The organism is Actinomycetospora sp. NBRC 106375, from assembly GCF_030269665.1.
Taxonomy (GTDB): Bacteria; Actinomycetota; Actinomycetes; order Mycobacteriales; family Pseudonocardiaceae; genus Actinomycetospora.
On record NZ_BSTS01000010.1, the window covers coordinates 38,696 to 57,205 of the forward strand.

General features: G+C 75.5%; 19 protein-coding genes. 7 read left to right on the forward strand and 12 right to left on the reverse strand.

All coding sequences use genetic code 11. The features are described 5' to 3' along the window. Positions 1-46 precede the first annotated feature (46 nt). From QSK03_RS17560 to QSK03_RS17570, 3 genes are all read left to right on the forward strand, one after another. Positions 47-754 (forward strand): NUDIX hydrolase, encoded by a 708-nt coding sequence (locus QSK03_RS17560; RefSeq protein ID WP_502872182.1) that lies wholly within the window; start codon positions 47-49, stop codon positions 752-754. 67 nt (positions 755-821) lie between these two features. After that, a complete protein-coding gene (locus tag QSK03_RS17565; protein WP_502872183.1) occupies positions 822-1,532 on the forward strand; it encodes an LON peptidase substrate-binding domain-containing protein in 711 nt (236 codons plus the stop codon). Between the two features lie 9 nt (positions 1,533-1,541). Beyond that, positions 1,542-2,006, forward strand: coding sequence for a DUF3237 domain-containing protein (locus QSK03_RS17570; RefSeq protein WP_285654474.1), 465 nt, complete (start codon positions 1,542-1,544; stop codon positions 2,004-2,006). Here the strand turns inward: QSK03_RS17570 and QSK03_RS17575 are convergent. After that, positions 1,999-2,901, reverse strand: coding sequence for a LysR family transcriptional regulator (locus tag QSK03_RS17575; protein ID WP_285654476.1), 903 nt, complete (start codon positions 2,899-2,901; stop codon positions 1,999-2,001). The genes QSK03_RS17570 and QSK03_RS17575 overlap by 8 nt on opposite strands. 67 nt (positions 2,902-2,968) lie before the next feature. Between QSK03_RS17575 and QSK03_RS17580 the strand changes: the two genes are divergently transcribed. Together QSK03_RS17580 and QSK03_RS17585 are read left to right on the forward strand one after the other, a co-directional pair. After that, positions 2,969-3,634 (forward strand): O-methyltransferase, encoded by a 666-nt coding sequence (locus QSK03_RS17580; protein WP_285654477.1) that lies wholly within the window; start codon positions 2,969-2,971, stop codon positions 3,632-3,634. Between the two features lie 130 nt (positions 3,635-3,764). Then, positions 3,765-4,190 carry an ester cyclase gene (locus QSK03_RS17585; RefSeq protein ID WP_285654478.1) on the forward strand — a complete coding sequence of 142 codons (426 nt, stop codon included), beginning with the start codon at positions 3,765-3,767 and terminating at the stop codon, positions 4,188-4,190. Here QSK03_RS17585 and QSK03_RS17590 read toward each other — a convergent pair whose 3' ends face one another. The 8 genes from QSK03_RS17590 to QSK03_RS17625 all read right to left on the reverse strand — a co-directional run bounded on the left by QSK03_RS17590 (position 4,191) and on the right by QSK03_RS17625 (position 10,932). Continuing rightward, a complete protein-coding gene (locus QSK03_RS17590; protein WP_285654479.1) occupies positions 4,191-5,252 on the reverse strand; it encodes a M20 family metallopeptidase in 1,062 nt (353 codons plus the stop codon). Next, complete coding sequence (locus QSK03_RS17595; RefSeq protein WP_285654480.1) at positions 5,249-5,854, reverse strand: DUF2567 domain-containing protein; 606 nt, start codon at positions 5,852-5,854, stop codon at positions 5,249-5,251. Before QSK03_RS17595 ends, QSK03_RS17590 begins: the two co-directional genes overlap by 4 nt. Next, entirely contained in the window at positions 5,851-6,126 is a 276-nt protein-coding gene (bsaP, locus tag QSK03_RS17600) for a biotin synthase auxiliary protein BsaP (protein ID WP_285654481.1), read from the reverse strand. Before bsaP ends, QSK03_RS17595 begins: the two co-directional genes overlap by 4 nt. Further along, a complete protein-coding gene (gene bioB, locus QSK03_RS17605) occupies positions 6,123-7,157 on the reverse strand; it encodes a biotin synthase BioB (protein WP_285654482.1) in 1,035 nt (344 codons plus the stop codon). The genes bsaP and bioB overlap by 4 nt, the downstream gene beginning before the upstream one ends. 66 nt (positions 7,158-7,223) lie before the next feature. Then, the gene (bioD, locus tag QSK03_RS17610; RefSeq protein WP_285654483.1) at positions 7,224-7,934 is read right to left on the reverse strand and encodes a dethiobiotin synthase; all 711 of its coding nucleotides are present in this window, start codon (positions 7,932-7,934) and stop codon (positions 7,224-7,226) included. A 16-nt stretch (positions 7,935-7,950) separates the two neighbouring features. After that, positions 7,951-8,838 (reverse strand): hypothetical protein, encoded by an 888-nt coding sequence (locus QSK03_RS17615; RefSeq protein ID WP_285654484.1) that lies wholly within the window; start codon positions 8,836-8,838, stop codon positions 7,951-7,953. After that, the gene (locus QSK03_RS17620; RefSeq protein ID WP_285654487.1) at positions 8,835-9,704 is read right to left on the reverse strand and encodes an STAS domain-containing protein; all 870 of its coding nucleotides are present in this window, start codon (positions 9,702-9,704) and stop codon (positions 8,835-8,837) included. The genes QSK03_RS17615 and QSK03_RS17620 overlap by 4 nt, the downstream gene beginning before the upstream one ends. Before the next feature lie 67 nt (positions 9,705-9,771). Then, a complete protein-coding gene (locus tag QSK03_RS17625) occupies positions 9,772-10,932 on the reverse strand; it encodes an 8-amino-7-oxononanoate synthase (protein ID WP_285654490.1) in 1,161 nt (386 codons plus the stop codon). A gap of 23 nt (positions 10,933-10,955) precedes the next feature. On the opposite strand from QSK03_RS17625, the gene QSK03_RS17630 reads away from it, so the two are divergent. Continuing rightward, on the forward strand, positions 10,956-12,050 hold the full coding sequence (locus tag QSK03_RS17630; RefSeq protein ID WP_285654491.1) for a TIGR03617 family F420-dependent LLM class oxidoreductase: 1,095 nt from the start codon (positions 10,956-10,958) through the stop codon (positions 12,048-12,050). A gap of 44 nt (positions 12,051-12,094) precedes the next feature. Here QSK03_RS17630 and QSK03_RS17635 read toward each other — a convergent pair whose 3' ends face one another. Together QSK03_RS17635 and QSK03_RS17640 are read right to left on the reverse strand one after the other, a co-directional pair. Then, on the reverse strand, positions 12,095-14,482 hold the full coding sequence (locus tag QSK03_RS17635; RefSeq protein WP_285654493.1) for a SulP family inorganic anion transporter: 2,388 nt from the start codon (positions 14,480-14,482) through the stop codon (positions 12,095-12,097). Between the two features lie 453 nt (positions 14,483-14,935). Next, positions 14,936-16,213 (reverse strand): adenosylmethionine--8-amino-7-oxononanoate transaminase, encoded by a 1,278-nt coding sequence (locus tag QSK03_RS17640; protein WP_285654496.1) that lies wholly within the window; start codon positions 16,211-16,213, stop codon positions 14,936-14,938. 49 nt (positions 16,214-16,262) lie between these two features. Between QSK03_RS17640 and QSK03_RS17645 the strand changes: the two genes are divergently transcribed. Further along, positions 16,263-17,120, forward strand: coding sequence for a PaaX family transcriptional regulator (locus tag QSK03_RS17645; RefSeq protein WP_285654499.1), 858 nt, complete (start codon positions 16,263-16,265; stop codon positions 17,118-17,120). A 5-nt stretch (positions 17,121-17,125) separates the two neighbouring features. Here QSK03_RS17645 and QSK03_RS17650 read toward each other — a convergent pair whose 3' ends face one another. Further along, positions 17,126-18,505, reverse strand: coding sequence for an NAD-dependent succinate-semialdehyde dehydrogenase (locus QSK03_RS17650; protein WP_285654501.1), 1,380 nt, complete (start codon positions 18,503-18,505; stop codon positions 17,126-17,128). Between the last annotated feature and the right edge of the window lie 5 nt (positions 18,506-18,510).

Below are 18,510 nucleotides of genomic sequence, written 5' to 3' on the forward strand. Positions count from 1 at the left end.
AGTGTCGGCGGTGGCCCACCGCTGGTACGGCCTACGATCACTCTCCGTGGAGACGGCTGGTGCGGGCGGGGAAGCGGGGACGTACGCGCACGACGTGCTCGCCGTCGTGCTGCGCATCACCGGCGCGGTGCCGAGCGTGCTGCTCTGGCAGCGGGCGCGGGAGCCGCAGGCGGGCCGCTGGTCGCTGCCCGGCGGACGCCTCGGGCCCGACGAGGACGTCGAGGCCTCGGTGCGGCGGCACCTCGCGGAGAAGGTGGACCTCGCCGAGGTCGCCCACGTCGAGCAGCTGGGCGTGTTCTCCGACCCCCATCGCGGACCGGCCCCGCGGCGCATCGCGACCGCGTTCCTCGGCCTCGTGCCCACCGACGCCGACCCGGCCGTCCCCGACGACACCGCCTGGCACCGCGTCGACCGCCTCCCCGAGACGGCCTTCGACCACGGCGCCATCACCCGCGACGGCCTCGACCGCCTGCGTGCCAAGCTCTCCTACACCAACATCGGGTTCGCGCTCGCACCCGCCGAGTTCACCGTCTCGGAGCTGCGTGACCTCTACGCCGCCGCTCTCGGGCACCGCGTCTCGGCCACCAACCTGCAGCGGGTGCTGACCCGGCGCGGGGTGCTCGTGCCCACCGGCGAGATCGCGGCGTCGGGACCCGCGGGCGGCCGCCCGGCGGCCGTCTTCCGGTACTCGGAGCGCGGGTTGCGCGTCACCGACCCCTTCGCCGCGCTCCGCCCACCCGGCGAACCCGGCTGAGGAACGGCCCGGAACGGCGGGGACCGCGCACCGCGCCACCCGGCGGCGAGCCCGTGGTGGTCGTAGCGTGGGCGCCGTGGTCGAGACGCTGCCCCTGTTCCCGCTGGGAACCGTGCTGCTCCCGGGCGCCTCGTTGCCACTGCACATCTTCGAGCCCCGCTACCGCCAGCTGACGATCGACCTGGTCACGGGCGCGATCCCCGGCAAGCAGTTCGGCGTGGTCGCGGTCCGCGAGGGCTGGAGCCCGGACGACGGCCGCGACGGCCTGCACGACGTGGGCTGCACCGCGTCGCTGCGCGAGGTGCGCCGCCTGCCCGACGGCCGGTTCGACATCCAGACCACCGGGGACCGGCGGTTCCGCCTCGTCGACGTCGACGACACGACGGCCCCCTACCTGGTCGCGAACGTCGAGTGGCTCCCCGACGAGGACGACGAGGACGAGCAGGACCTCGCTCCGTTCGCGATGGCCGCACGCGCCGCGCACCGCCGCTACTGCACCACCGCCTGGCGCCAGCAGGGCGGCGGCGACGGCGAGATGCCCACGGAGCTCACCGAGGAGGCGGCGCCCGACGTCGCCGATCCCGAGCTCGCGCACATCCTGGCGGGGGACTGCCTGCTGCCGCTCTCGGACCGCCAGGAGCTGCTCGAGCAGACCTGCCCGATGGAGCGCCTGCAGCTCGTCCGGCGCTCGATGACCCGCGAGGCCGTGCTGCTCGGCGAGTTGCGCGCGGTGTGGGCCCCGAGCATCAAGTTCGCGGTCGAGCACAGCCTGAACTGAGGGCGCGCGGTGGATCTGCCCGTCCCCGGCCTGGAGTTCCTCGCCCACGTCGAGGTCGCGCTCGGCGAGCTCCTCGACCTCGGCACCACTGACGCAGGCCACCGGCGCATCGTCCCGATCGTCGGGGGCACCGTGCGGGGCGAGCGCTTCTCCGGGGTGGTCCTCCCGGGCGGGGCCGACTGGCAGGTGGTCCAGGACGACGGCGCGGTGGTCATCGACACCCGCTACACGTGGCGGGCCGACGACGGCGCGCTCGCGCACATCCGCACCGCCGGCGTGCGCGCCGGCCCGCCCGCGGTGCTCGACGCCCTGGCACGCGGCGACGACGTCGACCCGGCCGCGTACTACTTCCGTGTCTCCGCGACCTTCGAGACCTCCGCGCCGCGGTACCGCTGGATGACCCGGGTGCTGACGGTCGCCACCGCGCGGCGCACGCCGTCGGCCGTGGTCTACGACGCTTACACGCTCACCTGAGCGCGACCACCTCCCGGACCCGGTCGCGCAGCCACCGCCGCGCCGGGTCTGTGTCGGTCCGCGGGTGCCACGACTGTTCGATCACCAGCGGCGGCAGGTCCAGCGGCACCTCCCAGGTCACGAGGTCGGCGCCGCCGACGACGTCGGTCACCCACCGCGGCGCGAGGGTGACCAGGTCGGCCGCGCGGACCAGGGCGAACGCGGCGACGAGGTCGGGCACGGTCGCGACCACGTCGCGGGCGAGGCCGCGGGTGGCGAGCGCGTCGTCGAGCGGGCCGCGCCGACGCCCGCGCCGCGTGGCGTTGACGTGCCCGACCTCGGCGAGCGCCTCCGGGGTCACCGCGTCCCGGCGCGCCAGCGCCCCGTCGTGGCGACCGACCAGCACCATCCGGTCGTGCCGCAGCACCTCGCGGTGCAGCTCTCCGGAGTCGTCGGAGTCCGACGCCGCGCCGACGTCCAGGTCGACGGCGCCGTCGCGCAGCGCCGCGACGCTCTCGTCGCCCTCCCCCACGAGCCGCAGCCGCACCCGCGGAGCGCGCGGGCGGATCGCGGCCAGCAGCGCCGGTCCGAGCGCGGCCGCGGCGGCGTGCCCGGTGCGGACGGCGAACGTCGCGTCGAGGGTGGCCTCGTCGACCGCGCCCCGCGGCCCGAGGAGCTCCTGGGCCGCGACGTGCACGGCGTGGACGCGCTCGCGCAGGCGGTCGGCCTCCGGGGTCGGGACGAGGTCCCGGCCCACCCGGACCAGCAACGGGTCGCCCGTCGCGCGGCGCAGCCGGGCGAGGCTGCGACTCACGGCCGGCGGGCTGAGGTGCAGGCGCTGCGCGGCGCCGGTGACGCTGCCCTCGGCGAGCAGCGCGTCGAGCGCGGCCAGCAGGTTGAGGTCCACGGATTGCACAAGACGCAATGATAGGTGCACGAACATTCACTGGTGCGCACGCGAGGCCCTTCCTAGCGTCGGAGCCATGACCTCCACGCTCGACGCCCCCGCCGTCCACGACGAGCTCACCGGCCTCCTCGCGGCCGCCGACGCCCAGGAACCGGAACTGCACGCCCGGCTCGCCACCCGCTTCCCCGGCAGCAGCAGCGACCCCGGCACCCGCCCGACCTCCGACGAGGACGTCGCCGACCTCCTCACCGACGCCTACATCGCCGTGCCCCGCGAGGTGGGCGAGCTGCTCGCCCTGCTCCTGCGGGCGACCGGCGCGCGGACCGTGGTGGAGTTCGGGACCTCGTTCGGCATCTCGACGATCTACCTCGCCGCCGCGCTGCGCGACAACGGCGGCGGCCGCGTCATCACGACCGAGATCGAGCCCGCCAAGGCCGACGCCGCGACGGCCTCGCTGCGCCGCTGCGGGCTCGACGACCTCGTCGACGTCCGGGTGGGCGACGCCCGGGAGACGCTCCGCGGGCTCGACGGCCCCGTCGACGTGCTCCTGCTCGACGGCTGGAGCACCCTGTACCTGCCGGTGCTCGAGATCGTGGAGCCCGCGCTGCGTCCCGGGGCACTCGTCGTCGCCGACGACACGTCGCTGTTCCCCGAATCCTCGCGCCCTACCTCGCGCGTGTCCGGGACCCGGGGGCGGGCTACCGGTCGGTCGACCTCCCCCTCGGCGACCGACTCGAAGTGACCGTCCGGACCGCGTGAGCGACGAGACCCAACCTCGTCCCGCCCTGCACCTCGACGTGACGCGGCGCTCCGATCCTGCACCCTCCGACGGCGGCCGACGGAGTCCGCCGTCCCGGACACCAGGAGCACCCGTGGACACGCGCGCACTGATGGAGCTGAACCTCGAGCGGTGGAACGCCAAGGACCAGGCCGGCTGGTGCGGCCTCTTCACCGAGGACGCGACGCTGACGGCGCCGGGCGGGGTCAGCGGCTCGGGCCCGGAGACCGTGACGATGTTCTACCGGCTCTGGCAGGAAGCCTTCCCCGACAACCGGTGCCGCATCGTGCGCCTCGTCGACGGCGGGGACAACGGGGCCGTCGAAGCCGTGTTCGAGGGCACCCACACCGACACCCTCCGTGCGCCGGGCGGCGACGTCCCGGCCACCGGACGCCGGGTGAGCGTTCCCTTCGTCAACATCGTCGAGGTCGCCGGGGACCGCTACCGCTCGTTCGGCCTCTACTTCGACCAGGTCGAGATGCTGACCCAGCTCGGGCTCGCGGCGGCGCCCGCCGGGTGATCAGGTCAGCGCGGCCAGCACGCGCCGGTAGGCCTCGGCCGCCGGTTCGATCAGCCCGGCCGGTGCGGTCTCGTCGGTGACGTGGGCCTGCTCGGGCTCGCCGGGGCCGCAGACGATCGTGTCCGCGCCGCCGAGGGCGCCGGCGAGCACGCTCGCGTCGGTGAAGTAGGTGGCGTACTGCCCCGTCCCGCCACCGAGCAGCTCGACGACCCGGGTCACCCGCGCCGGGTCGGTGTCGATCAACGGGAGCTCGACGAGGCGCTCGGTCTCGACGGCCACGCCCGCGAGCTCGGCGACGGTGGCCGCCGCGGCGTCGGCGGTGTCGCCGGGCACCAGGCGCAGGTCGACCGTGAGCGCGGCGCGGTCCGGGACGACGTTGGGCTGGATGCCGGCGCGCATCATGCCGACGTTCGCCGTCGTCGACCCGTGCGTCGCGCTGCTCGGCCAGGCGTCGTGCTCGTGGATGCGCACCGCGGCGCGGGCGAGGTCGACGAGCGCGTTGTGGCCGAGGTCGGGCCGCGACCCGTGGGCCGGGACACCGAGCGCCACCAGCTCGAGCCACAGCACGCCCTTGTGGCCGAGCACGACACGGTTGGCGGTCGGCTCGGCGACCAGCAGCGTCCCGGACGGCCGCAGCGCGCGGGCGGGGATCTCGCGGGCGCCCTCGCAGCCCGTCTCCTCGCCGAAGGTCAGCACGACCTGCACGCCGCGCCCGCCGGCGCGGACGTGCTCCGCGGCCGCGACGACGGCGGACGCGACCCCGGCCTTCATGTCGCTCGACCCCCGGCCCCGCAGGCGCCCGTCGACGACGTCGCCGGCGTGCGGGTCGAACGACCACACCGCGGCGTCGGCGGGCACGGTGTCGAGGTGCCCGGTCACCGTCACCGGGGTCTCGTCGCCGCGGTGGGCGACGACGTTGGCCCGCCCGGGCCGCGTCTCGTGCACCGTGACGGCGAGCCCGGCGTCGTCGAGGCGGTCGGCGAGCAGGTCGGCGGCCGCCCGCTCCCCACCGCCGCGGGTGTCGAGGCGGACGAGCTCGCGGGCGAGGTCGACGGCGGTCATGCGGTGTCGTCCCGGCTCATGTCCTCGTGCCCGTCGACGATCGCCGCCAGGACATACGCGAGCGCCGCGCCGAGCCCGGCGATCAGCGCGATCCACCAGGGCCCGGGCGACGGCGGCAGGCTCGTCATGACCGCCGGCACCGGGGCTGCCGGGGCGGCGCTGCCCAACGCGGCCGGGTCCACGAGCACCGGCACCGGCGACGCCGCCCAGGCCAGCAGCGCGCCGACCCGGCCCGCGACCCACGCGCCCGCCAGGGACCCGAGGACCACCGCGATCAGCATCACCGGCCCCCGGCGGTGCCGGCGGCGCCAGGCGACCGCGCCGGCGATCACCCCGAACGACGCCACCAGCAGGACGTGGATCGCGACGGCGTCGAACGCGTGGTCGGCCTCCCCGGCGGGCGACCCGATGCCGGCGCCGGGCAGGGCGACGACGTGCACGACGGGGGCGAGCAGAGCCCACAGCGCCCCGAGCGGCAGGCCCACCACCAGCAGGATCGCCGCGTAGCGCAGGGCGGCGGGCACGTCCTCGCGCAGCTCCTCCCGCCCGAGCCGGCCCGTGGGCTCGGCGGGCAGGAAGTCGTCCTCGAGGACGGAGCTCACGGGTCGAGCTCTCGCTTCGCTTCGTCTCCCGGCCACGAGAACCCGTTCTGCCCCGCCGACTCGCCGTGCCGGCTGCACCGCGCGGTCCAGCCCACCGGGTCGACCTGCACGACCATGCGCCGGGCGCACACCGGGCAGTGCCGCGGCGGGTCGACCGTCGCGAGCCGCCGGTCGCACGCGGCGTGCTCGCCCTCGGTGCGGGCGCCGCCGCACCAGGCGCAGTAGACGGCGGCGGCGCCGGCCCCGTCGGTCGGCTCGAGGACGGCGCTCACAACGTGTCGTTCAGGGCCTTGATCGGCATCTTGAGGGTCTCGAGCATGTCGAGGTCCTGCTCGGCCGGGCGCCCGAGGTTGGTCAGGTAGTTGCCGACGATGATCGCGTTGACCCCGCCGAGCATGCCCTGCTCCGCGCCGAGGTCGCCGAGGGTCAGCTCGCGGCCGCCCGCGAAGCGCAGCACGGTGCGCGGGAGCGCGAGGCGGAACGCCGCGACGGTCATCAGGGCGTCGGCGCCCTGGGGCACCTCGAGGTGCGCGAACGGCGTGCCAGGGTTCGGGATCAGGAAGTTCAGCGGCACCTCGTCGGGCTCGAGCTCGGCGAGCTGCACCGCGAACTCGGCGCGCTGGTCGAGCGTCTCGCCCATCCCGACGATGCCGCCGCAGCACACCTCCATGCCGGCCGCGCGCACCATCTGCAGGGTGTCCCAGCGCTCCTCCCAGGAGTGCGTGGTGACGACCTCCGGGAAGTGCGACCGGGCGGTCTCGAGGTTGTGGTTGTAGCGGTGCACGCCCATGGCGGCGAGCTCGTCGACCTGCTCCTGGGTCAGCATCCCCAGAGAGCACGCGACGTTGATGTCGACCTCGGCGCGGATCGCGGCGATGCCGGCGCGGACCTGCTCCATGAGCTTGGCGTCCGGTCCGCGCACCGCGGCGACGATGCAGAACTCCGTCGCGCCGGTCTTCGCGGTCTGCTTGGCGGCCTCGACCAGCCGGTCCTTGTCCAGCCACGCGGCGCGCACCGGGGACTCGAACAGCCCGGACTGCGAGCAGAAGTGGCAGTCCTCCGGGCAGCCGCCGGTCTTGAGCGACACGATGCCCTCGACCTCGACCTCGGGACCGCAGTGACGCATGCGCACCTCGTGCGCGAGCGCCAGCGCCTCGGACAGCCGGTCGGACGGGAGCTGCAGGACGGCCAGGACCTGCTCCTGCGACAGCCCCTCACCCCGCTCGAGCACCTGCTCGCGGGCCACGGCGAGGACGTCCTCGCCGGTGTCCTCGGACGTGGTGCCGGTTTCGACGGCCGTCACGCACGGCTCCCTTCATCGGGTACTCGTCGGGCCCTCGCGGGCTCGGTGGGTTCGCCGCAGTGTGCCTCACGCACCGCGATCCGGGGACCACCCACCGCCGAGGACGGGACCCAGGCCACACCGCGCGGCGGCGAGCAGGGCGTCGGGGCTCGCGGTGCCGAGACCGGCCGGCAGGACGCCGAGCAGCGGGGCGCCGGTGACGGCCGGGAGGTCGTCCAGGTTGGTCCGCGCGGCGAGGTCGGGCTGGTCCGGGTAGGCGCCCACGACGGTGCCGCCGAGCGTGATCCCGCGCCGGCCGAGCACCTCCGCGGTCAGCGCGGCGGTGTTGAGCACGCCGAGCCCGGCGCTCGCGACGAGGACCACCGGGGCGTCGAGGGCCGCGGCGACGTCGGCGAGGGTTTCGGGCGGGTGGGTTTCGGCACCGTCGTTGAACCGGACGAGCAGCCCGCCCGCCCCTTCGACGATCACCAGGTCGGCGTCGATCCCCCGCACGGCGGCGACCACCTGCGCGGCCATCACCGGCATCGCCCCGGCCCGGCGCGCGGCGGTCGCGGGCGCGAGGGGCTCAGGGAACCGGGCGAGCTCGACCGTGCCCACCGGACCGGCCAGGCGCGCCACGTCGGCGAGGTCGCCGTCCTCCCCCGGCGCGACGCCGGTCTGCGTGGGCTTCACGACCGTGACGCGCTCCCCCGCCGCGCGGGCGAGGGCCGCGATCGCGGCGGTCACGACGGTCTTGCCGACGCCCGTGCCCGTGCCGGTGACGATCAGGGTCCGCACGGCGCGCGAGGGTAGTTCAGGCCGTGGACAGGACCCGCACCGCGCGACGGTCGGGGTCGTCGTGCAGCGCGGCGCGGGCGCAGAACGGGCGCACGTGCGCGAGCGGGTCGCCCGGCGACACCATCGCCGTCGTCGCGCCGCGCGGCCCCGTGATCTCGCAGAACACCGTCGGCCCGGTGTCGGAGCGGATCTCGACGGTGAGCCCGGCGTGGTCCGGGTCGCCGTCGCGGACGCCGAGCACGACCGCCTCGTGCACCGCGAGCACCGCGGCGCGCACGGCGTCGCCCTCCAGCCCGGCACCGGCGGCGGCGTCGGCGACCCGGCGGCGGACCTCGGCGAGGTCGGCGGTGCCGTCGACGCTCACCCGGACCGTGACCGTGCCCCAGACGGCGGCCGGCACGGGACTGGTGGGTGACGGCGGGCGGTAGTCGGGGTTGTCGACGGTGCCGACGGCCGTCGCCAGCCGGGGGTGGCTGCGCCGGGCGACCGCGAGCTGCTCGGGGTCCTCGTCGTGCCGGCAGCAGCAGATGAGGGTCAGGGGCAGGTCGTCGAGCACGAGGCCGAGCGCGTCCTCGCCGTACGCGCGGTCCGCGCCGGGCACCGCGGGCGCGTACTGGCCCAGCAGCGTGGTGCGCCGGCCGGGAGGCGCCCAGCCGCGGACGGCCGCGACGAACCCGGGTGCGGACGGTCCGGCCAGGGCCGACGGCGGCGGGAACTCGACGCGCTCCGCGTCGGCCCCGAGCGCCTCGCGCACGCGGCGCACGGTGGCGCGGTCGGCGGCCACGACGACGTCCTCGCCGTCGGCCAGGGCGCGCCGGAGCTCGGGGACCGCGCTCGCCGCCAGGTCGTCGGGGCCGCGGTGGAGGAGCCCCAGGTGGACGAGACCCGCCGGCGGGGCGGTCATCGCGGGTCCTCGCTCTCGCGCACCGACGGCGGGCGCCCGACCGCGTCGAACAGCCGCCGCAGGAAGCGGGGCCCGTTGTGCAGCACGATGTGCTGCTCCGCAGGCGCCGACCGGGCCGCGAGCATGAGGATCTCCGCGCAGGAGACGTCCATGAAGTCGACCGCGGCGAGGTCGACGTGCAGGTCGGAACAGCCCTCCCGCTCCCGCGCGGCGCGCAGCGCCCCGTGGACGGCGGCGCCGAACCGCCGCGAGACGTGGGCGTCGAGGTCGCCGCGGGGACCCCAGCGCCCGTGGTCCTCGGCCGCCGACCAGACGCCGTCGACGAGGTCGCGGTGGTGGACCGCGACCGTCTCCCACATCGCGCGCTCGGACTCGGCCGGGACGCTGAGCTGACAGAGCATCCGCACCGGCCACTCGCCGGTGAGCACGTCGAAGCCCGACTCCCACGTCGCGTACTCGCTCACGAGGTGCGCGTCGTCGGCCATGGGGAGCTCCGGGCTCTCCTGGGTCATCGCCACGGTCGGCCAGAGGTCGTCGAACGCGCGCTCGACCTCGTCCTGGTAGACGGCGAGCACGCCGGCGGAGGTGGCGCCGGAGCGCTCGACGAGCGTCGGGAAGTCGAGGAACTCGAGCTGGCCGCTGGCGAAGGCGTCACGCGCCCCGCGGGGTCCGGCCGGCCCGCTGAGCCAGTGCTGCTGCCCCTCGGGCAGCCACCCCTTGTAGTAGACCTTGGAGCCGAGGGCGAGCTCCCGCTCGACCCACGACGCCGTGCCCCGGCGACCCTGCTCGACGGCGTCGGCGACGAGCAGCGTGTGACCCGAGCCGGCCGCGGGCGCGTCGGGGCGCCCGTGCAGCACAGCGGTCACGTCGTCTCCCGGGTCCGTGGGGCGGGCCACGGTGAGTACCCCCCGGACGGGGGTCCCCATGCACGTCCTAGCGGCCGGCGACGATCGGGCCGAGCACCTTGTGCAGCACCTGGTCGACGAGGGCGAGGTCGTCGGGGGTGAGGTCGGCGCGGGCGGTCAGCCGCAGCCGCGAGGTGCCCGCGGGCACCGAGGGCGGGCGGAAGCACCCGGCACGCAGGCCGTGCTCGGCGCAGCCCGCGGCGGCCGCGACGGCGGGCTCCGGGTCGCCGAGCACGACCGGCACCATCGCGGCGGTCGGCGTCGGCACCTCCAGACCCGGCGCGGCGGCGCGAGCCGAGGCCGCCACGGACGCCGCGTGCGCGTGCAGGGCCGCGACCCGCTCGGGCTCGGCACGCACGATGCCGAGCGCCGCGAGCGCAGCGCCGGCGGCGGCCGGGGCGAGACCGGTGTCGAAGATGAAGGGCCGGGCGGTGTCGACGAGGTGCTCGACCACCGCGCTCCCGGCCAGCACCACCCCGCCCTGGGCGCCGAGGGACTTCGACAGCGTCGTGGTGAGCACGACGTCCGGCGCGCCGGCGAGTCCGGCCTCGGCGAGGGTCCCGCTGCCGCCCGGGCCGCGGACGCCGAGGCCGTGGGCGTCGTCGACCAGCAGGACCGCGTCGCGCTCCCGGCAGACGGCGTGCAGCTCGGCGAGCGGCGCGATGCCCCCGTCGACGCTGTCGACGCCGTCGACGACCACCAGCGCGCGCGGCTCCTCCCGGGCGGCGAGCACGAGGTCGACCGCGGCCGGGTCGGCGCACCGCGCGACCTCGACCCGCGCCCGCGACAGCCGGGCGGCGTCGACGAGCGAGGCGTGCGCGGCGACGTCGGAGACCACCAGCGCGCCGCGCCCGGTCAGCGCGGTGACGGCGCCGAGGTTCGCGGTGTAGCCCGAGGAGAACACCAGCGCGGCCTCGCTGCCGGTGAACGCGGCCAGCGCCTCCTCCAGCTCGGCGTGCAGGCGCGTCGACCCGGTGACCAGGCGCGATCCCGTCGACCCGGCGCCCCAGGCGCGCAGGGCGTCGGCGCCGGCCGCGACGACGCGGGGGTCGCGGGCGAGGCCCAGGTAGTCGTTGGAGGCGAGGTCGACGACGCGGTCGGCCTCGCCCCGGGGTCGCAGGGTGCGGTGCAGCCCCGCGTCGTGGCGCGCGGCCGCCGTCTGCGCCAACCACGCGTCCAGCCAGGTCACGGCGGACACCCTACGTTCGGGCCATGCGCCTCGAGACGCTCCTGCCGCTCGGGAAGGTCGACCCGGGCCTGCGGACGCCCGACACCCCGCTGGACCTCCACGCCGTCGCGGCGAACGCCGCCCTGCTCGAGGAGCTGGGCTACGGCGGGATGGCCGTCGAGGAGACCAAGGACGACCCGTTCGCCGTCCTGACGCTCGCCGCGAGCGCCACCCGCTCGCTGCGGCTGGGCACCGCGGTCGCGATCGCGTTCCCGCGCAGCCCGACGGTGATGGCCCTGCAGGCGTGGACGCTGCAGAAGCTCTCCGGCGGGCGGTTCACGCTCGGGATGGGCACGCAGGTGCGCGGGCACATCCGGCGGCGGTACGGCATGACGTGGTCGGCGCCCGCGCCGTGGATGCGGGAGTACGTGCAGGCGGTGCGCGCGGTGTGGCACACCTGGCAGACGGGGGCGCCGCTGGACCACCACGGCGAGCACTACGACCTCGACCTCATGGTGCCCCTGTTCGACGCCGGGCCCATCGCCGATCCCGACATCCCGATCCACCTCGCCGGGGTCAACACGAACATGTGCGCGGTGGCCGGGGAGGTCGCTGACGGCCTGCGCCCGCACCCGGTGTGCACGCCGAGCTACATCGCCGAGGTCATGCTCCCGGCCGTGCGCCGGGGTGCCGGCCGCAGCGGCCGGTCGCTCGAGGGCTTCCGGGTGGCGATGAAGCCGCTGGTCGCCTCGGCGCGGACGGAGTCCGAGCTCGTCGCGAAGGTCCGCGACGCCCGCGCCCGCATCGCGTTCTACGCGTCGACGCCCGGCTACCGGGCCGCGTTCGACCACCTCGGCCTGGGCGACCTCGCCGACGAGGCCAAGGGGCTGTCGAAGGCCCAGCGCTGGGAGGAGCTCCCGGACATGGTCGACGACGAGACCCTGCACCGCTTCGCCGTCATCGGCACCCACGACGAGATCGGCGACAAGCTGCTCGAGCGGTTCTCGTCGGTGGTGACCGACGTCGAGTTCTCGATCGCGGTCCGCGACGACACCGACCGCGACCGGTTGCGCTCCCTGGCCGCCACCATCCAGTCCGCCTCCGACGCCCCCGCCCGGGCGACGATCACCGGTATGTGAGCAGTTGGCGCCCCGATGAGGGCGCCAACTGCTCACATAGGGGGTCAGGCGGGGTCGGGCGTCGCGACCGGGAGGGCGGCGGTGGCCGGGTCGCCGGGGGTGGCGGCGGCGCCGGCGCCGAGACGGTCGCGCGACGCCGGGACGAAGCGGTCGCCGTCGAGCACCGCCATCCGTGCCGTGGCGATGTCGAAGAACAGCCCGACCAGCCGCACCCGGCCCTCCTCGAGCGCCCGCGCCACCGCGGGGTGGCGGGACAGGCGCTCGAGCTGGACCGCGACGTTGACCATCGCGAGCTGGTCGACGTCCGACGCGCCCCGGGCCGCGGGCGCGACGGCGACCGGGTGACCGGCCTGCCAGCGCTCCAGGCTCTCGGCCGCCCCGTCCAGCCAGCGGCCGAGCTCGCCGTCGCCGCCGGTGCCCCGCAGGGTCGCGGTCATCGCACCGCAGCCGGAGTGGCCGCACACCACCAGCGTCGGCACCTCGAGCGCGTCGAGGGCGTACTCCACCGAGGCCCCGACCGAGGCGTCGGCGTCCGTGCCCAGCGGCGCGAGGTTGCCGACGTTGCGGACGGTGAACAGGTCCCCGGGCCCGCTGGAGGTGAGCACGTTCGGCACCACGCGGGAGTCCGAGCACGTCAGGAACAGCGCGTGCGGCGACTGCCCCTCGGCGAGGTCGGTCAGGTACGGCGCGACGAGCCCGGCGGCGCGGCGGTGGTACTCCTGCAGGCCGGTCAGGATCGGGTCCGAACCGGCCTCGTGCCCGTGGCCGGCGCCGGTCCCGTACCGCGCGTCGTGCCCGGTCCCGATGGTCCAGCTCCGCTGCGCTCCGTGTCCCGCCTGCCACACCGACCACGGGCTCAGGAACCGCGGCACCGGACCGGGACGACGGTCGCCGGGACCGCCGTTCGACGTCGTGTGCCGGTCGAGCAGCCCCATCGTGCCGACCTCGTCGACGCGGACGCGCCCGCCGCCCTGCTCGTGGCGCTCCACCCACTCCTGGAGGTGGTCGTAGGCGGCGTGGTCGAGGTAGTCGGTGACCAGGTCGACCACCACGGGCGCGCCGGCCGGCACCTGGCCGAGCCTGCGGGCCAGGCGCGGGATCGACGGGAAGCACAGGGCGCCCTCGACGACCACGTGCCAGTCGCCGTCCGGGGTGCCGGCCGGCTCCTGCACCTCGATCGACGCCCACACCACCCGGCGCAGCACGAGTAGCAGCGCCAGCGCCAGCCCGGCGATCACGCCGGTCAGCAGGTCGGTGAACACGACACCGACGATCGTCACGACGTAGACGGGCAGCTCGCCGTGGCGGTGCAGCTCGCGCATGTGGGCGAGCTTCACCAGCCGCGCGCCGATGACCACGAGGAGCCCGGCGAGCACCGCCATGGGGATCTGCTGCACGAGCCCGAGCAGCGCGACGGAGAACACGACGATCCAGACGCCGTGCAGGATCGCCGAGGCGCGGGTCTTCGCGCCGGCGGCGACGTTGGTCGAGCTGCGCACGATGACACCGGTGATCGGGAGGCCGCCGAGCAGCCCGGAGAGGGTGTTGCCGGCGCCCTGGCCGACCAGCTCGCGGTCGAGGTCGGACTTCCGGCCGCCGTGCATGCGGTCGACCGCGACGGCCGAGAGCAGGCTCTCGACGCTCGCGATGATCGCGATGGTGAGGACGCCGACGGCGAACGCCCCGAACTGCCCGTCGGGCAGCACGGGCGGGGTGATCGCCTCGAGCAGCGAGCCGCCGATCTCGACGCGCTCGACCGGCAGGGCGAGCACCGCCGCGACCGCGGTCACCGCGACGACCGCCAGCAGCGGCGCGGGGATGCCGCGCACCCAGCCGGGCACGGCCTTCGGCAGGCGCGGCCACGCCAGCAGGATCGCGATCACGGCGAGCCCGAGGGCGGTCGCCGGGCCGTGCAGCGCGAGCAGCTGGCCGGGCAGCGCGAGAACGTTCGCGAGCGCGTCGTCCTGCTGCTCGCCGCCGAGGACGACGTGCAGCTGGCCGAGCACGATGGTCACGCCGATGCCGGCGAGCATCCCGTGGACGACCGCCGGGGAGATCGCGAGCGCCGCGCGGCCGGCCTTCGTCAGGCCGAAGACCATCTGCAGGACGCCGGCCGCGACGGTGATCGCGCAGGTCACGCCCCAGCCGAACTGGTTGACGAGGTCGGCGACGACCACGGTCAGCCCGGCCGCGGGCCCGCTGACCTGCAGCGGCGAACCGCCCAGGGCGCCGGCGACGAGGCCGCCGACCGCGGCCGCGATCAGCCCGGCGGTCAGCGGGGCGTCGGAGGCCACCGCGATCCCCAGCGAGAGGGGCACGGCGACGAGGAAGACGACGAGGGAGGCGGGGACGTCGGCGCGCAGGCGCTCGCGCCAGGTGACATCCGGGTCGGGGGTGGGGGCCGCGGGGGCGGCCGGGGCTCCGGTGGTCATGGGTCCTCCGTCGGGGGCCGTGGACCGGCCCGGCGGGGGGTGATCGGTGCGATCACCGGGGGCATCAGGGAGCGCTCGCGGGGCCGGAATGCCGACCCGCGGTCGGTCACCCGGCGTCACCGGCGGGGCGTCCTTGCCCCGTGCCGGAAGCGCTGTGATCACTGTGCCCGACAGTTGGGCGACCACCCGGGAAGGCCACGAGTTGATCGTGACGCTCCGTTCGAATCACCGGCGGGTGGGCGGTACCGGCGGTCCCTCGTCCGGGTGTGACGTGGCGCCGAGCTGGACATCTGCCGCGTCGCGACCACGCCCGGTCCGTGCCGATCTCCGGGGTCTGTTGGTCCACCCGAGTGAAATCGTGCGAATCCGACGGAAAGGACAGAAACGTCACACCGGACCGCGCCGGGCTCATCGCGGGCTCACACCGTCGTCACGCAGTGTTCACCTGAGCCGTCACCCGGCGCGGGCCGCCGCGACCATCGCCGCCCCGATGCGCACGACGTCGTCGGACGGCGTGACGTAGGGGGGCATGGCGTAGACGAGGTCGCGGAACGGACGCAGCCACACCCCGTGCGCCTCCGCGGCGGCCTGGGCGGCGGGCACGTCGACGGGGTGGTCGAGCTGGATCACCCCGATCCCGCCGAGGACGCGGACGTCGGACACCCCCGGCGCCGACCGCGCGGGCTCCAGCGCCGCGCGCAGGCCGGCCCCGAGCGCCGCGACCTCGCCCGCCCAGTCGCGCCGCAGCAGCTCGTCGATGCTCGCCGCGGCCACCGTCGCCGCGAGGGGGTTCGCCATGAACGTCGGGCCGTGCATGAGGCCGCCGGCCTCGCCCTCGCTGATCGCCGTGGCCACCGCGGGCGTGCAGAGGGCGGCGGCCGCCGTGAGGTAGCCGCCGGTCAGCGCCTTGCCCAGGCACATGACGTCCGGCGCGACCGCGGCCTGCTCGGCGGCGAAGAGCGTGCCGGTGCGCCCGAAGCCGGTGGCGATCTCGTCGAAGACCAGCACGAGGTCGTGCTCGTCGGCGATCGCCCGCAGCGCCCGCACGTGGCGCGGGTCGTGGAAGCGCATGCCGCCGGCCCCCTGGACGACGGGCTCGACGACGATGCCGGCGATCTCGTCCGCGTGGGCCTCGGCGACGGCGCGGAGGTGCTCGTCGTACGCCGGGTCGTAGGCGCCCGGCGGGCGGTCGGCGAACACCTGCTGCGGCAGGAACCCCGTCCACGCGGCGTGCATCCCGCCCTCGGGGTCGCAGACGCTCATCGCGCCGAACGTGTCGCCGTGGTAGCCGCCCCGCCACGTCATCATCCGTGTGCGTCCCGGGCGGCCGCGGGCGCGCTGGTACTGCAGGCACATCTTCAGCGCGACCTCGATCGACACCGAGCCGGAGTCCGCGAGGAACACGTGCTGCAGCGGTTCCGGGGTCAGGGCGACGAGACGCTCGGCGAGCGCCACCGCCGGGTCGTGGGTCAGGCCGCCGAACATCACGTGGCTCATCGCCCCGGTCGCGCGGACCACGGCGTCGTCGAGGGCGGGGTGGCGGTAGCCGTGCACGGCGGCCCACCACGACGACATCCCGTCCACGAGCTCGCGCCCGTCGTCCAGCGTCAGCCGGACCCCCTGCGCCGACCGCACGACGAGCGGGTCGGTCCGTCCGGGCATCGGGCCGTAGGGGTGCCAGACGTGGGCGCGGTCGATATCCCGGAGGCTGGAGGTCACCCGCGACGTCATCCGCGCACCGTAACGGCGTGTGCGGATCCGGGCCCTAGGATCACCCGTGATGTCCACCGCCGACGGGAGCAGCGCCGAGGGCCGGCCGGACCCGTTCTCGCGCCGGCGGGAGGTCGCGGCCACGAGCGCGCGCTCGCTGCTCATGACGGTGCTCGGCGAGCTGGTCCTGCCCGGCGACGGCCCGGTGTGGACCCAGTCCGTCGTCGACGTCCTCGGCCTGGTCGGCGTCGAGGAGAAGTCGGCGCGCCAGGCGCTCGCCCGTACGGCCGCCGACGGGCTGCTCGTGTCCGAGCGGGTCGGGCGGCGGGTGCGCTGGGACCTCACGGACTGGAGCCGGCGGCTGCTCACCGAGGGCGCCGCGCGGATCTACGCCCACGGCCGGGCGCGGACGCGGTGGGACGGGCGCTGGCTCGTGGTCGTCGCGAGCGTCCCCGAGCAGCAGAGGGCCCGCCGGCACCGCCTGCGCACCCGGCTGGCCTGGGCGGGCCTCGGCTCCCCCGCCGCCGGAATGTGGGTCTCGCCGGACACGGGACGCCTCGACGAGGTCCGCGAGGTGCTCACCGAGATCGGCCCGGCGGACGCGCACGTCATCACCGGCGAGTACCACGGCGAGCTCTCGGCCGCCGACCTCGCGACCCGCGCCTGGGACCTCGCCGATCTCGCGGCGCGCTACGAGGAGTTCGTCGCCCGCTTCGCCGAGCTGGACCCCGCCGACGACACCGGGACGCTCGCGGCGCAGATCCGTCTCGTCGACGCGTGGCGCCGCTTCCCGTTCCTCGACCCCGGGCTGCCCGACGCGCTCCTGCCGGGCGCGTGGGTCGGCCACCGCGCCGCCGAGGTCTTCCACGGCCGCCACGACGCCTGGGCCGAGGGCGCCCGCCGCGCGGCGGGCGCCCTCGGCCTGTAGGCCCGCTACTGGATCCAGATCGTCTTCGCGTTGACGAACGACTGCGGGCCGAAGCTCGCGAGCTCACGCCCGTAGCCGGAGTTCTTCGCCCCGCCGAACGGCACCTCGGGCGTCGACTCGGTGATCTTGTTGATGTAGACCATGCCGGACTCGACCTCGGTGGCGAACCGGATCTTCTCGTCCTCGTCGTCGGTCCAGGCGCTGCCGCCCAGACCGAAGTCGGAGTCGTTGGCGAGGCGGATCGCGTCGCTCGCGTCCTTGACACGGAACACGAGCGCCACCGGCCCGAACAGCTCCTCGCGGTAGGCGCGGGAGTCCTCGGGGATGTCGGTGAGCACCGTCGCGGGGTACCAGTTGCCGGGCCCGCCGGCCGGCTTCCCGCCGGTCAGCACGCGGGCGCCCGAGGCCACGGAGTCCTGGACCTGGGAGTCGAGGTCCTCGACGCCCTGGGCCTGGGACATCGGCCCCAGGTCCGTGTTCTCGTCCATGGGGTCGCCCATCGTCAGCGACTCCATCTTCGCCACCAGCTTCTGCGTGAACTCGTCGGCGATCTGCTCGTGGATGATGAACCGCTTCGCGTTGATGCAGGACTGGCCGTTGTTGAGCATGCGGCTCGACACCGCGGCCTCGACGGTGGCGTCGACGTCGGCGGACGGCATGACGATGAACGGGTCACTGCCGCCGAGCTCGAGCACGCTGGTCTTGACGTTCTGGCCGGCGCGGGCGCCGACCTCGCGGCCCGCGGGCTCGCTGCCGGTCAGCGTCACGGCGCGCACCCGGTCGTCGTCGATGACCCCCTCGATCACCGAGGAGCCCACGAGCAGCGTCTGGAACGCGCCGTCCGGGAAGCCGGCGCGCGTGAGGACGTCCTCGATGGCGAGGGCCACCTGCGGGACGTTCGACGCGTGCTTGAGCAGGCCGACGTTGCCGGCCATGAGCGCCGGCGCGGCGAAGCGCAGCACCTGCCAGTACGGGAAGTTCCAGGGCATCACCGCGAGCACCGGGCCGAGCGGCTGGTAGCGCGTGAAGATCTGCGCGTGCTCGGGCGCCGACTTCGGCTTGGGCCACTCGACGTCCGCGAGGTCCTCGGCGGCGTGGTCGGCGTACCAGCGGCAGCCCAGCGCGCACTTGGTGACCTCGGCCTTGGCCGCGGTGAAGGTCTTGCCCATCTCGAGGGTCGCGAGCTCGGCCAGCCGCTCGTTCTCGGCGTCGAAGATGTCCGCCGCGGCGCGCAGCCAGCCGGCGCGCTGCTCGAACGTCGTGTCCCGGTAGGACCGGAAGGCGTCCCACGCGCGCTGGAGCTTCTCCTCGAGCTGCGCGTCGGTCAGGGCGTCGAACTCCTGGACGGTCTCCCCGGTGGCGGGGTTCGTCGTTGCGATGGCCATGGCGG